Here is a 13510-nt window from a genome sequence, read left to right as displayed (position 1 = left end):
GTGCCACAACCACTTCGATGACGAAGGAGTAAGCACCCGGAGCCGAAGCCGGAACTGAAGCCGAATCCGGACCCTGAATCAACGCAGCCACTCCTCCACGACCCCGAAGTCCGCGTCCCGCAGCCCATGCCGGGGGTCGACCCGATGCAACAGGGCCCGCCCCGGATGGTGCGCCGCCACCCAACTCCGATCGCCCCCACCGATCTCGTCATCGAGCCAGACGAAGTCCCGCCCGGCCGCCCACTCGACAAGGGGGCGAGTCTTCCAATGCACGCCAGGCACTCCGGGCGGAGCATCGGAGCCCGGATCCGGCCAGTCCACCACCGGAAGATCCGGCAGCCCCAGCCACGGCGCGACACACTCGTTCGCCTCGTCCATCCAGGTCGTGGCCCACACCAACTCACAACCCAGCGCGGCGAGTCGAGGCCCGAGTGCGGGGTCGATCCTGGACAGCAGAGGGTTCGCCTCGGACGCCGGGAGCCGCGGTCGCCGGGCAGGCCTGTACGTCGGATAGCCGTCCGGATACTGCTCCGGCGTCCCGCCGAACGGAATCAGCGGTCCGTCGACATCCAGGAAGAGGAGAGGGGGCGGGGCCGGAGAAAAGGAGGGGCTCGTCATCGCCCCCCTTGATACCGTAATCCCCATGACTGCCGGGTCGGCCTCGTGCCGTGAGCGAGTTGGGTGCCCGGCCTCTGAGTGAGGTCGGGGTGGGCCAGGGGCCCGCCGGTTTCTCTTTTCCCCCTTTCCACGGGCTTCCCCCTTTTCCACGGGGAGTCCGTGTGACCGACAGAGAAACCACTCGCACAGAAAGCAGAGCATGCCCAACGACTTCAACCAGCCCGTCATCGACGAGTTCCGGGCCAACCGCGGCCAGGTAGGCGGCTACTTCGAAGGCGCCCGTCTCCTTCTCCTCACCACCACCGGCGCCCGTACCGGAACCCCCCACACCACACCCCTCGGCTACCTCCCCGACGGCGGCGAGCGAGTCCTCGTCATCGCCTCGGCCGCGGGCTCCTCCAGGCATCCCGACTGGTACCGCAACATCCTCGCCCACCCCCAAGTCACCGTCGAGTCAGGCGTGTTCACGTACGAGGCCCGTGCCGTCGTGCTCGACCGCGAGGAGCGCGACCGGATCTTCGCGCGTGCCGTCGAGGCCGAGCCGGGGTGGGCCACCTACCAGGAGAAGACCGACCGGATCATTCCCGTGGTCGCCCTGTACGAGATCGCGCAGGACGGGCCGCCCCGTATCAACGCGTCCGGCATGGGCGAGGCCATCAAGGTCGTCCACGACGCCTTCCGGCGTGAACTCGCCCTGATACGCAAGGAGATGAGCGAAGCGACCAGCAACACCGCGCCCCTCGGCGCCCAGTTGCGCGCCAACTGCCTCACCTTCTGCGCGGGGCTGCACAATCACCACACCGGCGAGGACATCGGCCTGTTCCCCTTCCTCGCCGACCGTCACCCCCGGCCCCCGCCCTGGAACGCCTGCGCACCGAGCACGAGCGGATCGCCGCCCTCGTCGAGCAACTGCGCGGGGCTCTCTCCGGCGAGGGCGAGGGCGAGGACACCGACCCCGCCTCCGTCCGGGCGGAGGTCGAGCGTCTCACCCTCGAACTCGAAGCCCATCTCACCTACGAGGAAGAGCAGTTGATCCCGTTGCTCTGAAGTTCTGAAGTTCTGAAGCAGCGGCAGTGGGGCGCCTCCCGCGAAGGCGCCCCACCCCTCTCCTGCACCTTCACCTTCAGAACGGCAACGGCCGCCCATGCACGACCTCCAGCCGTGACACCGCCCGCGTCAGCACCACGTACAGCCGATGCAGCCCCCGCCCGCTCGCCCCCTCCCCCTCCACGATCGCGGCGGGCTCCATGACGACCACGTGGTCCCACTCCAGCCCCTTCACCGCCTTCGCCGACATCACCGCGACCCGGCCCCCGTCCAACACCCCCGACGCGCCCAACACCTCCCGTACGGCGGCCACTTCGCCCTCCGCCGCCACGACCCCCACCGACCCCTCCCCCTCCAGCGCCCGCCCCACCGCGGCCACCACCTCCCCGGCGACATCCGCGACATCCGTGGCCTCCACCACCCTCAACTCCCCGTCCCCGCGCAGCGATCGAGCCGGCGGCACCGCCACCTCCAGCCTCTCCAGCAGCCGGTTGGCGAAGTCGACCACCGTCCTCGGCACCCGGAACCCGGTCGTCAGCGGGATCACCGTCGCGTCCGGCTTGCCCAGGTGGCCCAGCAAGGGCTCCCAGGCCCGTGCCGCCCACGGAGTGGTGCCCTGGGCCAGGTCGCCCAGGACGGTCAGCGAGCCGTAGGGCGCCCGGCGCGCGATCACCCGGCACTCCATCGGGGAGAGGTCCTGCGCCTCGTCGATCACGACATGGCCGTACCCCTCGGGATGCTCGATCAGACCGGCGACCTCGTCGAGGAGGACCAGATCGGCGGCCGACCAGCGCGCCGACTTCCACGACCTCGGCGGACGCGCCCACCGCACCGCCCGCTGCTCCTCCGCCCCCAGCAGCCCCTCGGCGGCCCGCGCCAACGCCCGCTCGTCGCTGAGGAGTTCGGCCAGCACCTCCTCCGGACGCACCCTCGGCCACACCGCCTCCACGTACGCCCCGACCGGCCGCGCCCGCTCGATCCGCCGTACCCAGCCGTTCGACTGGGCCCCGGCCCGCCGCTCCGCCTCCCGCTGGATACGGGCCACCACCCGCGTCCGTACCCGCTCGCGCCCCACGCCGTACGGCGGTTCCTCGGCCCGTACGCCCGCCACGATCCGCGCCAGCTCGGCCGCAGGGATCCGCCACCGGTACGAATCGTCCGGCACCTCAAGGGAGTTCGGATATCCCTCGGTGACCACGCGTGCGTACAGCGCCCGGCGCAGCACCTCCGCCATCCGCGCGTCGTGCTTCACGGCGGCGGCCCGCTCGTCGTCCTCCGCCCGCACCGGACGGCCCGGGCCCGCGATCTCGTCCGTGACCGTGGACTGCCGTACGCCCGTCTCGCCGAGGGCGGGCAGCACCTCCGAGATGTACGAGAGGAACGTGCGGTTGGGTCCGAGGATCAACAGGCCGCCGCGCTGGACGCGTTGGGGGTGGGTGTAGAGAAGGTACGCGGCCCGGTGCAGCCCGACAGCCGTCTTGCCGGTGCCGGGCGCACCCTGCACACAGACGGAGACGCCGAGCCCGGCCCGTACGAGATCGTCCTGCTCGGGCTGGATCGTCGCGGCGATGTCCCGCATGGGCCCGACCCGGGGCCGAGCGATCTCCCGCGCGACCAGCCCGCCCACTCCACCCTCGCCACCCACGCCACCCACGCCACCCACGCCACCCACGCCACCCACGCCACCCACGCCACCCACAGGCTGCTCTTCCCCTTCCACTAGGTGCTCGTCCTCCAGGCCGGTCAGGTCCGCGGAGTCCCCCGTACTGCCGGGCGCCCAGCCGAACCGGCGCCGCACGGCCACGCCCTGTGGATCGCGGGCGCTCGCCTGGTAGAAGGCGCGGGAGACGGGAGCCCGCCAGTCCACGACGAGGGGCGGGCGGGTCGGATGCTCGGAGATCCGCAGCCGCCCGATGTGATAGCGCGCGCCACGGTGATCACCCCCGTCATCCCCCTCGCCGAAGTCCAACCGGCCGAAGAACAACGGCCCTTCGGGCAGTTCGCCCAGTTCCTTCGCCTTGCTGCGCAGCTGGTACCCGAGCACTTCCGCGTCCGCCCCGGAGGCGGAGACGTCCTCGCCGGTGACGACATGCTCCTGTGCGCCGGCGATCATCGCGGCGAGGGCGGCACGGCAGACGTCGTGATGGGCACGTTCGCGGTGCAGGGCGTCGCGGAGCGGGGAGTCGGGTGGCGTCATTCCAGCAAGCCTACCGAAATAACGTAACCGAGTTAAATATTTTACCCAGTCTTGTCAGTCGCGTTCCCCACGCCACCCGAGCCCACACCCACCGCCCGAAGCCACGGCAGCCCCGCGTCCAGCTGCCCGAACGCCGCCTCGGCCGCCTCGACCGCGTCGCCGCGCACGGCCTCCACCGCCTCCCCCGCGGCTATCCGCCGCCAGTTCTCCTGCGCGAGGATCCGCTGTACGGCGATGATCTGCCCGGCCGCGAGCCGGGCCGCCAGGGTGCCGCCCAGGGCGCAGGCGAGCGCGGCCTCCGACCGCTGCTGGTACTCGTACGCCCGGGCGACCAGCGACGGCGTGCCGTAGAGCAGACCGTGGAAGGCGAGCACCCCGGGGGCGTCGTTGAGGCCGGTGACCGGGTCCTCGCGGCTCAGCCCGTCGAGGAACCGCCGGCGCAGCGCGTCGACCGGCGACGTACCCGCGCCCGCCCCCGCACAGGCCGCCCGGACCACCCGCGCCGCCTCGTCCTCGTGATCCGCGAAGCGGTGCACGACGAGGTCTTCCTTGGCCGGGAAGTACCGGAACAGCGTCGGTTTCGAGATCCCGGCCGCGGCGGCGATCTCCGCGACGGAGACCGCGTCGAACCCCTTCTCGAGGAAGAGCCCGATCGCGATGTCGGACACGTTCTGGTACGTCTGCCGCTTCTTGCGCTCACGCAGCCCGATCTCTGCCATGGAAGGGAGAGTACGCACCACCGCGCCGACGCCCGGAAACGTGCAGGATGCACGGGGTCCGGGCACGCCCACGAACCCTCACTGGATGGGCAACGCCCGGCGCAGATAAGGGTTCGCCGTCCGCCCCGGCGCCAGGCCCAGCTTGGTCAGGGCGGCGGCCAGGGTCCGTTTGACCGACGCCACCGCCCGGTCGACATTGGGTGCCTCCAGATCGGTGCGGGTCACCAGCCGGTCCAGGTCGACGTACGCGGAACGGACTGTCTCCAGCCGCTCGTACGTCGGCCGGTCGCGCTGCCAGTCCCGGGTGTGGTCCACCGACAGGGTCCCCTCCCAGCGGCGCAGCATGTGGTCCTGCACGACCCGGTCGGCCCGGGTGAGGTGGTGGTGGCGGACCAGGTCGTACAGCGGATCGCCGACCATCGCCAGCTCCCAGTCGATGAGGGACAGAGCGAACCTTTCCTCGTTCAGGCGTACGAGGTTCCAGGCGTGCAGGTCGCCGTGCAGCAGGGTCGGGGTGCGCGGGCCGGTCCGGTAGCGGGACAGGATCCGGCCGAGGCGCTCCGGGCCGGGCAGCCCGTACTCCTCGGCGAGCCGGCGCGACTTGTCGGGCAGCGACTCGACCATGCGTACGAGACGGTCCGTCAGCAGCTCGTAGAAGCCGTCGTCGGTCGCCGTCGGGTCGAGACCGCGGTAGTCGACGCGGGTGAGTTCGCAGAGCTGGTCGACCAGGTCGTCGGCCTCGTGCGGCCTGAGGCCGTCCACCGGGTGCTCCGGCGGTGCGCTGCCGTCGCCCTGACCGACGTACGTGTGCACGGCGAAGGGGCCCGCCGGGTCGCCGTCGTCGCCCAGGGCCAGCAGCCCCGGCACCGCCACGCCGACCTTCGCGCGCTCGATCTGCCGGAGCACCAAGTGCTCGGTCAGCACGCCCTGTTCACGCCGGGGGCAGCGGCCCTCGGCACGGCGGCGGATGACGACCGGGGTGCACCGGCCGGGCACCCGCACCACCGAGTTCACATACGCCGTACCCCTGTGCACGGCGCGGTCGGGCACCGAGCGCTCCGCGAGCAGCGCGTCGGCGACATGGGCGTCGGTGAAGTCGTCCAGGTCGGGGTGGCCGCGCTCCGGCCGCCAGCCGACGGACTCCGTCGCGCGACCGCCGCCGACCGGCGTGCCGCACCTGAAGCGCGTCCACCGGTCCAGCACGTCCGCGATCTCCGCCGGGTCCGGCACGTCCCGCATGGCGAGCGGGCCGGCGGCCACCGTCAGCGCCCGGTGCACCCGGTGCACAGCGTCCGCGAGGTGCTGCCGGTCGGGCGACCTCTCCAGCTCGTGCGCCGCGCGGATCACGTCCGGGTAGACGGACTGGGCGTGTTCGAAGTCGAGGTAGTGGCACAGGTCCTCGTGCAGCCCGCGCACCGACTGCGGACTGGTCCGCGCCATCGCCTCCGCCCAGCGGGCGATCACCTGCTTCTCCTGGTACGCGGGGTAGCGCGTCCGCACCAGATGGACGGCGAGATCGTGCAACGGGTCGCCGTACGTGGCGAGTTCCCAGTCGACGACACGCACCGGCGAGTCACAGACGAACGGAATGATCACGTTGCCGCGGTGCAGATCGCCGTGCAGGAGGCTGTACGGCCGGGAGGTCATCGCGGGCAGCCGGGCGGCCAGCGTCGTCAGACCGTCGTCGGGGATGCCCAGCATCCGGAACAGCGGGCCGTGGACAGGCAGATTGGCCTGCCGGATGTCCCGGTCGGCGAGGCCGGCGAGATGCCGCAGGAAGCCCCGGCTGTCGCCGCTCTCGGGCCAGTTGGCGGGCAGCCGGGGCAGGGCGTCCAGGGGCACCAGCGGCAGAAGTGCCAGTACGCCGGTCATCGCCGCGATCAACTTGCCGTTGACGGGGGTGCCGTCACGGTGGAACGCGGACAGCTCCGCGCCCAACGCGAAGGTGTACAGCTCGGACTCGCCCCAGTCCTCCATCAGACACATCGGCGCGCCCGGCACGACGTCCTTGATGGCGACGAGAATCGCGGCCTCCTCGAACGGCCAGGTCTTGACCGTCACGCTCGGCACGTCGCGTCTGGGTATCCGGACCATGACCTCCGTCCCCTCATTGAGGGAAACGAGCCGGGCCATCTCCGGGGTAAGAAGATGAACGAAATTCAGGTTGTGTTGCCCGTTGTAAAGCTTTCCATCGCGGCGGGCCAGTTCCACGAACTGCCGGTACACGGTGGGCTGCCGGGCGGGATGTGCACCCAATGGAGATCCTGTTGTGCTCAGCGCTCCGAACCAGGGGCCACTGACGATAGAGCACTTCTGTGGCCCATGGTGCAGGAGTCACTCAAACGAGCTTACGAGAAGGGGATTTCCCTTTTCCGCCCGTCCCGTTCCCGGTGCCAGCGCACAAGCGCTTTCCCGACATGCCGAATAGTCGGTACGCCCGAGAGCCCCAAGGGCTCCTCCGCGCCCACAAGGGCCTTGTGCACCTTCGAGGCCTCGCGATAGAGAAGCGCCCAGTTGAACCTCGTACCGGAGACCAGGATCTGTGTGGCACGAATGGAATCGGTGAATACGGACTGCGCCCGCTTGAAGTCCATGATTTTCGGGAGGTCCGCTTCCCAGTTCTTCGCGCTACCCGGCCTGATCTTCTCGGCGAGTGAACTCCAGCGCTCGGCGAGGGAGTTCCGCTGAGCTTCCGGATATCGCATCAGATAGAGATGCGTGGCCAGGTCATAGAGCGGATCGCCGAACATCGCCAGTTCCCAGTCGATCGTCCAGAGCCGGTTCTCCCGGTCCAGGATGAGGTTCTCCCGGTGCAGATCGGCATGGAGCAGACAAAAGGGACGTTCGGTCAAGTCCAAAACGTTCTTTCTGAGTTTCTTGAAGGAGTCGGCTTCGATACCCAACGCGTCGAAGAGGGACTTGAAGTCCTCGAGATTCTCCCGGTAGACGCGCTCCTCGGCGAAGGTGATGAGCCGTTCCAGGAACTCCGAGCTGTTGGGGTCGGTGGCCCGGTCCTCGGGCACGCACACACGGGGCGTTCTCAGGGTGTCCGCCGAGATGGCGAGCATCTGCGCGAAGAGCGCGAGGATCTGGTCGACGACCTCGCCGGGGACCTCCCGGCCCGAGCGGTGGCGCGCGGCCAGCGTCCGGCCCTCGATGAACCGCTGCAACCGCATGTCCCCGGCCTCGATCAGCTCGGGAATGCCGTCGACGCGCCTCTGGAGGTCACCCAGCAGCTGCTCCTCCGAGACGAAGCAACGCCGGTCGAACCAGAGCAGGTTGGCGCGCGGCTCACGGACCTTGCCGCGCATCCGGCTGCCGTCCGGGGCGGCCCCGGGGAGCGGGATCACATGCGTCACGTGGTGGTAGCCCTGGAACGTCTCCTGGACGGCGTTCACGGGGGTCACATCGACGGCTCGCTCCGGAGCCGGAGACACTCGTTCGGCTGACATCGCCCGCTCTCTTGCCTGAGGACACATGAGGATCCGTGAGGACCCGCCTCGCCCCCCGGAACCCGTGGGGCCCTTTCCCGGCACCCCTCGTGACCCGCACCGACGGTCCCGCACCGATGAAACCCACAGGGCCCACATCCATGGTGGAGGAGTGATGCACGGTACTCCTCCACCCCTCCGTGAATGAGCATGTTGCCAGAAGCCGATCCCCCGCCCGCATCGGTGTCCCCGCACCGGGCGATTGAGCGCCAGGTGCGCGCCCGACGTACATTCCGACGAACGAGGAGACTCATGAGTGGCGCCCCCGGTGACCCCCGCGCCCAGGACCCGCACCGCCTGCGCGCCCTGTTGCGCGACACACACACGGTGTTGATCGACTTCGACGGCCCCCTCTGCGACCTGTTCGGCGGCGCCTCCACCGGGCACATCGCCGACGAGGTCAAGGCCCGGGCGGAACAGGCGTGGCCCGGCACCGGGTTGGACGAGGACGTCCGGGACTGCGCCGACTCGCACGGCATCCTCCGCCGGCTCGCCGCCATGGCGGACCGGCACGCGCCCGCCCTCGACGGACCGCTCGACTGGGCGGACGAGATCGTCGAGAGGCACGAATACGCCGCGGTGCGTTCGGCGGTGCGTCTCGCCCGGGAGACGGCCGGCGCGAGCGACCTCGTCGAAGCGCTGCACGCCCGCGGAAAACCCCTGGCGATCGTGAGCAACAATGCGGAGGGTCCCGTACGGGAATACCTCCAACGGGTCGGTCTGCTACGGCGGTTCGAGGCGATCTGCGGACGCGATCCGCACGATCCCCGGCTGATGAAACCCCATCCGGATTCGATCCGGCGGGCATTACGCATGCTCGGCGACCCGAAGCCGGAGCAAGTCCTGCTCATCGGCGACCAGTTGACGGATCTGACGGCGGCCGTCGCGGCGGGCGTACGTTTCCTGGGATTCACCCCGTACGGCGACCGGGCGCGCGAAATGCTGGGCCAGGGAGCGGATTTCGTGGTCGCCACGCACGCACCGGTCGTCGAAGCGGTCACGGAATCACCCCCGGGCGGTCAGTCCTTCGCGAGGAGTGTCCAGACCGAGTCGAACCAGGACTGCATACTCGCCACGAACACCGACCCCTGGGATTCCGGACCACCGGAATCCGATCCGCCGGAATCCGACGACCCGGATTCCGGGGACTCCCCGCCCCGCACATAGTGCATGAGGGTGGCGCCGATCCCGACGACGTCGATCGCGGCAAGGGGTTTCGTCTCGTCCTCCAGCACGATGGGGCGCTCGACCACCTCGTACATTCCGAACAGCGCGTCCGTGCCGTTGAGCAGATAGAGCTTGAACGCCGGGACGATCGGCACCCGCCGGATCGCCACCTCGACGTTCTCCACCAGCCCTTCCGCCCGCAGCATGCCCAGCACATGGCGCAGCGAGGTCTCGTGCCGGCTGGTGATGGCCCGGAGCCGGTCCACGGGGCGGGTGTCGGCCGCGTCGCCCTTGGCCCGCGGATACGGCAGCGGCAGATCGTCGGTGGGCAGCAGCATGCGCAGGGCGATGCTCCGCGGGGCGGCGATCTCCCCGGTCCTGATCCGTTCCGCCTGGAGCCAGATGTGCCCCTGCAGGGACTCGGACGTCAACGTGAAGACGTCCAGGGTGACTTCGGGCTTCGTGAACGCCTCACGGATGTGCGGGGCCAGGGTCGTACGCCCGGGACGCGCGAGCCGTACCGCGCCGCCCGACTGGGTGCTGGCCGTACGCGGCGCGGGCTCCGGTACGGCGATCACCCGGGAGCCGCTGCCCTGCCGGGACTCGATCAGGTTCCGGTCGGTGAGCACGCGCAGCACCCGCTGGACGGTGTCCCGGGACACCCCGAACTCCTGGGCGAGTTCACGCTGGGGAGGCAGCAGGGAGCCCAGTGGATAGAGCGCGGGCGTCCCCTCGTCGCCGGACATACGGAGGATCAGTTCGGCCAGGATCCGCTCGAACTCCCTGCCGCCGCCCTCGGTGCCACGCTGGTTGTCCTGTTGCTCACCCACAAATCGACCGTACCTCTTCCGGACCGCGGCCACACCAATTTGCGTCAACCAACCAACCACTTGAGCAGGGTAGTTAAGGGATCTCCCTCCCCGGGAAGACCAGTCTCGAAGGGCAACCAGTCCAATTGGACGGCAAGTTGAGTGATTGACTGCTGTGGAAGGTGCGGGTGGGGGACATGCTTCTTCTTCAAGTGCTGTACGCGTTATGCCAGTTCGCGTTGAGCATGCTGGCGCAGCTACGGCTCGGGCTCTTCGGCCTGATCCTGCTGAGCACGATCTTCGTCGGAATCAGGTCGCGTCACAACGGCCTGGCCGTGGGCGCGGCCGTGGTGTTCGCGCTGCTGATGACTCAGGCCTGACCGGCCCGCGCCTGCCTGTGGACCGCCCGTAGCACCGGCGCCAACGAGGCCACCATCGTTTCCGCACCCGCTGCCCTGAGCGCCTTCTCCTTCTCCTCGTTACGCGCGTAGCCCAGGAAGGGCACCCCGGCCTCGCGTGCGGCGAAGTAGTCCGAGGGGGTGTCGCCGATCATCAGGGCCGCGGACGGGGCCGCGCCCATCGCGTTCAGGGCGCGGTTGAGGCAGTGCGGGTCCGGCTTGAGGAGATGGAGGTCCTGGGTGCGGCCGTAGACGTGCGGGGTGAAGCAGCTGGTCAGATTGCGCACGTCGAGGTAAGTGCGCACCACTCTCGGGGAGTTGTTGGTGGTGATCGCGAGTCTGGATCCGACGGCCTTCCAGGTCTGTATCAGGATGTCGGCGTACGGCGTGGGCATCGACCTGGGTACCGCCCGGAGTTCCTCCTGGGTGAGGCGTTCCTCCAGCTCCGCCACCAGGTCGCTGCCGGAGTGTCTGAGGTCGACGGCGCGCAACACCTGGTGCGGATCAAGGGATTCGAGTTCCCGGTCCGTCAACAGGCCGTGCAGCCCCCGGCCTTCGAGCCAGTCGACCAGCCGGATCGCCACCCGCTCGGCCGAATAGCCCGCGAACAGCCGGCAGATCGGCCCGTCGAAGTCCCAGAGGACCACTCGCGCGGGTGCGATCACTTGCCGCAGGCTCTCCACCAGGTCGTTATCGATCTCGTTCACGGTCTCTGCGGCTGCCGGTTCGGTCTGTGTCGTATCAGAGGTCACTAGGAGAGTGTCAGGTCCGAAGTGATGGTTTCCCAGAGGGCGTCGAACCACTTCTGGGATTGCTCGACGAACGCCGTGTCCCGTTCACCTGCCCCCTTGCCGAACGAGAAGAGCAGCGACTCGGTGCCGAGGGCGTCGTACATGTCGAGCGTGACCCCGCTCTCCACGGCCTCCTCGCGGCGGGCGATCATGTAGTACGCGATGAGCGCCTCGGTCTCGTTGAGCAGATACAGCTTCACCGGCGGGGTGAACGGCAGCGCCCTGAACGTCACCCGTACGTCGATGCCGTGCGAGGAGCGCAGGGCCAGCAGGTTGTGCCGCAGGACGTGCCCCTGGGCGTTGCGCTGGGCGAGCCAGCGCTGGTGGACTGGGGCCTCGGCGGCGTCGCCGGTGTCGTCGACGGGGACCGGGAAGGCCAGGGTGATGTCCCGGGACGGCAGCAGGATGCGTACGTCGATCGACTGGGGGCGCAGGCGGCCCTCGTGGATCAGCCGGACCGGTTCGCCGACGGCCAGCATCAGGGTCTCCGCGGTGAGACAGGCCGCGTCGATCCGGACGTGCGGCGCCGAGAACGCCTCCGTCAGCCGCGGCGCCAGCCCCACCATCGTCGGCTGGGGCCCTTCCCGGGGCAGGGTCATCGCGGCGACCCGCGGCGGGCTGCCCTTGCTGACGTTGGTGAGCAGCTGCTCGGAGTGCAGGACGCGCAGCGCCTCCCGTACGGCACCCCGCTCGACCCCGAACTCCTCGGCCAGCTCGGCCTGAGTGGGCAGCCTGTCGCCCGGCCGCAGGCCGCCACTGCGGATGCGGTCACGCAGGGCGTCGGCGATCTCCTGGGGCGACTGCCGGGGCGACTGTCTTCTGCTGCCGTTCACTGCCACGTTCTCCTGGGTCACGACCAAAACGCTACAACTTCGATCCATCTATGGGGAGTTGTTTGAAAGTTGTTTATGACTAGGGGCCAAGTGGGGACAACATACTCAGAGTTGGTTGCCAACTCGACCAAGTTGGCGGAAGTTTTGCCTCCTTCCTGCCATCCCCGCGACACCGCACCGAAGGAGGAACCACCATGCCCGCCATCGCCCTCCTCGCCGCCGTCTTCATCAGCGGCTTCCAGCAGTTCGTCAGCTGGCAGTACGGCACTTCCGGTGTCGTCGGTCTGCTCCTGCTCACCATAGGCATCAAGGCCCGGAACGCGACCATCAGCTCAATCGGGGCGGTGGTCCTCGCCCTGCTGGTCACCGGCCCCGCCCTGTGACCGTCACCGACCGCTGCGGGAGACCTCAGTCCGTGAGCGTCAGCTCCGAACTGATCGTCTCCCACAGCGCGTTGAACCACAGGTGCGACTGCTCCACGAACGTCGTGTCCCGGAGTCCGGCACCCTGCTCGAACGCGAACAGCATCGACCGGACGCCCTCGGCGTCGTACATCTCCACCTGCTCGTGGTCGATCTCCGCCGCACGCCTCTTCAGCGTGTAGTACGCGAAGAGCGCCTCCGACTCGTTCAGCAGGTACAGCTTCACCGGTGGCGTGAACGGGAGGGCCCGGAAGGAGACGCGCACGTCGATACCGTGCGTGGCGCGCAGGGCCAGCAGATTGTGCCGGAGCACCTGCCCCTGGGCGTTGCGCTGGGCCAGCCAGCGGCGCTGCAGCAGGCTGGTGGCCTCGGACCCGGCCGGGGAGCCGTCAGCCAGGGCCACGGGCGCCGGCCACGCGAGGTCGATGTCCCGGCTCGGCAGCAGCACCCGGACGTCGATCCTGGCCGGATTCAGTCGTCCGGTGTGGATCTGCCGCAGCGGCTCACCGATGGCGAGGGTGAGTGAGACGGCCGTCAGACACAGGGCGTCGATGGCGACGTGCGGCACCGCGAAGGCGGCCTCGATACGGGGTGCGAGGGCGACGGTGGTGGGCAGCGGCGGGGCGGCGGGGCCGGTCAGCGCGGGTCCGGGATCGGGCGCGACCGTCGCCGGACTCCCCTTGCTGACGTTGGTCAGCAGCCGCTCGGCGTGCAGGATGCGCAACGCCTCGCGTACGGCACCCCGCTCGACGCCGAACTCCTCGGCCAGCCTGGCCTGGGTGGGCATGCGCTGGCCGGGCCGCAGCTCACCGGTCCTGATCCGGGTGCGCAGGGCGTCGGCCACCTCGCGGTGTGACCTCTGAGGCTCCACAACCAAACACTACAACTTCTCGCCATCTTTGGGCAGTTCCAGTGAAGGTGGTTATGAGACGCCTCCAAGTGGAGATAAGTACAGTGAAGTTGGCTGCCAATGAATACCAATGACCACCAACTTCAGCAACATGGTCAAACCTTCAGC

11 protein-coding genes and 2 pseudogenes are annotated in these 13510 nt (G+C 69.3%); 4 read left to right on the top strand and 9 right to left on the bottom strand.

What is annotated here, in order from left to right; all coding sequences use genetic code 11:
• Nucleotides 1-78: 78 nt before the first annotated feature.
• Nucleotides 79-618: an HAD domain-containing protein gene (locus LUX31_RS24710; protein ID WP_235477143.1), complete on the bottom strand. Its 540-nt coding sequence runs from the start codon at nucleotides 616-618 to the stop codon at nucleotides 79-81.
• Between the two features lie 199 nt (nucleotides 619-817).
• Here LUX31_RS24710 and LUX31_RS24705 point away from each other — a divergent pair.
• Nucleotides 818-1665: pseudogene (locus LUX31_RS24705) on the top strand (nitroreductase/quinone reductase family protein).
• Between the two features lie 76 nt (nucleotides 1666-1741).
• Here the strand turns inward: LUX31_RS24705 and LUX31_RS24700 are convergent.
• The 4 genes from LUX31_RS24700 to LUX31_RS24685 all read right to left on the bottom strand — a co-directional run bounded on the left by LUX31_RS24700 (nucleotide 1742) and on the right by LUX31_RS24685 (nucleotide 8033).
• The gene (locus LUX31_RS24700; protein WP_235477142.1) at nucleotides 1742-3862 is read right to left on the bottom strand and encodes a HelD family protein; all 2121 of its coding nucleotides are present in this window, start codon (nucleotides 3860-3862) and stop codon (nucleotides 1742-1744) included.
• A 41-nt stretch (nucleotides 3863-3903) separates the two neighbouring features.
• Nucleotides 3904-4581: a TetR/AcrR family transcriptional regulator gene (locus tag LUX31_RS24695; RefSeq protein WP_235477141.1), complete on the bottom strand. Its 678-nt coding sequence runs from the start codon at nucleotides 4579-4581 to the stop codon at nucleotides 3904-3906.
• Nucleotides 4582-4659: 78 nt separating this feature from the next.
• Nucleotides 4660-6675: an aminoglycoside phosphotransferase family protein gene (locus tag LUX31_RS24690; RefSeq protein WP_235477140.1), complete on the bottom strand. Its 2016-nt coding sequence runs from the start codon at nucleotides 6673-6675 to the stop codon at nucleotides 4660-4662.
• A gap of 254 nt (nucleotides 6676-6929) precedes the next feature.
• Nucleotides 6930-8033, bottom strand: coding sequence for an aminoglycoside phosphotransferase family protein (locus tag LUX31_RS24685; RefSeq protein WP_235477139.1), 1104 nt, complete (start codon nucleotides 8031-8033; stop codon nucleotides 6930-6932).
• A 183-nt stretch (nucleotides 8034-8216) separates the two neighbouring features.
• Here LUX31_RS24685 and LUX31_RS24680 point away from each other — a divergent pair.
• Nucleotides 8217-8969 (top strand): annotated as a pseudogene (locus LUX31_RS24680) (HAD family hydrolase); the annotation flags it as partial.
• Between the two features lie 122 nt (nucleotides 8970-9091).
• On the opposite strand, the gene LUX31_RS24675 reads toward LUX31_RS24680, so the two are convergent.
• Complete coding sequence (locus LUX31_RS24675) at nucleotides 9092-10069, bottom strand: winged helix-turn-helix domain-containing protein (protein WP_235477138.1); 978 nt, start codon at nucleotides 10067-10069, stop codon at nucleotides 9092-9094.
• Nucleotides 10070-10245: 176 nt separating this feature from the next.
• Here LUX31_RS24675 and LUX31_RS24670 point away from each other — a divergent pair, with 176 nt between their 5' ends.
• Nucleotides 10246-10428, top strand: a complete 183-nt coding sequence (locus LUX31_RS24670) for a hypothetical protein (RefSeq protein WP_235477137.1) — start codon at nucleotides 10246-10248, stop codon at nucleotides 10426-10428.
• Here LUX31_RS24670 and LUX31_RS24665 read toward each other — a convergent pair.
• Together LUX31_RS24665 and LUX31_RS24660 are read right to left on the bottom strand one after the other, a co-directional pair.
• Nucleotides 10419-11153: an HAD family hydrolase gene (locus LUX31_RS24665; protein WP_235477136.1), complete on the bottom strand. Its 735-nt coding sequence runs from the start codon at nucleotides 11151-11153 to the stop codon at nucleotides 10419-10421. The two genes, LUX31_RS24670 and LUX31_RS24665, sit on opposite strands and share 10 nt — an antisense overlap.
• Before the next feature lie 44 nt (nucleotides 11154-11197).
• Nucleotides 11198-12097: a GntR family transcriptional regulator gene (locus tag LUX31_RS24660; RefSeq protein ID WP_235477135.1), complete on the bottom strand. Its 900-nt coding sequence runs from the start codon at nucleotides 12095-12097 to the stop codon at nucleotides 11198-11200.
• Nucleotides 12098-12264: 167 nt separating this feature from the next.
• Between LUX31_RS24660 and LUX31_RS24655 the strand changes: the two genes are divergently transcribed.
• Complete coding sequence (locus tag LUX31_RS24655) at nucleotides 12265-12453, top strand: hypothetical protein (protein ID WP_164416855.1); 189 nt, start codon at nucleotides 12265-12267, stop codon at nucleotides 12451-12453.
• 25 nt (nucleotides 12454-12478) lie between these two features.
• On the opposite strand, the gene LUX31_RS24650 is transcribed toward LUX31_RS24655, so the two are convergent.
• Nucleotides 12479-13363, bottom strand: a complete 885-nt coding sequence (locus LUX31_RS24650) for a winged helix-turn-helix domain-containing protein (RefSeq protein ID WP_235477134.1) — start codon at nucleotides 13361-13363, stop codon at nucleotides 12479-12481.
• Nucleotides 13364-13510: the final 147 nt, after the last annotated feature.

The sequence above is a fragment of the Streptomyces sp. GQFP genome (genome assembly GCF_021545335.1).
In the GTDB taxonomy this organism is placed as follows: domain Bacteria; phylum Actinomycetota; class Actinomycetes; order Streptomycetales; family Streptomycetaceae; genus Streptomyces.
This window is presented reverse-complemented; position numbering and strand designations above follow the sequence as displayed.

What these genes read in the sequence shown, in the direction of transcription:
- LUX31_RS24655 (WP_164416855.1), top strand. Translation starts at nt 12,265, where the DNA reads ATGCCCGCCATCGCCCTCCTCGCCGCCGTCTTCATCAGCGGCTTCCAG.
- LUX31_RS24670 (WP_235477137.1), top strand. Translation starts at nt 10,246, where the DNA reads ATGCTTCTTCTTCAAGTGCTGTACGCGTTATGCCAGTTCGCGTTGAGC.
- LUX31_RS24695 (WP_235477141.1), bottom strand. Translation starts at nt 4,581, where the DNA reads ATGGCAGAGATCGGGCTGCGTGAGCGCAAGAAGCGGCAGACGTACCAG.
- LUX31_RS24700 (WP_235477142.1), bottom strand. Translation starts at nt 3,862, where the DNA reads ATGACGCCACCCGACTCCCCGCTCCGCGACGCCCTGCACCGCGAACGT.
- LUX31_RS24710 (WP_235477143.1), bottom strand. Translation starts at nt 618, where the DNA reads ATGACGAGCCCCTCCTTTTCTCCGGCCCCGCCCCCTCTCCTCTTCCTG.
- LUX31_RS24685 (WP_235477139.1), bottom strand. Translation starts at nt 8,033, where the DNA reads ATGTCAGCCGAACGAGTGTCTCCGGCTCCGGAGCGAGCCGTCGATGTG.
- LUX31_RS24690 (WP_235477140.1), bottom strand. Translation starts at nt 6,675, where the DNA reads ATGGTCCGGATACCCAGACGCGACGTGCCGAGCGTGACGGTCAAGACC.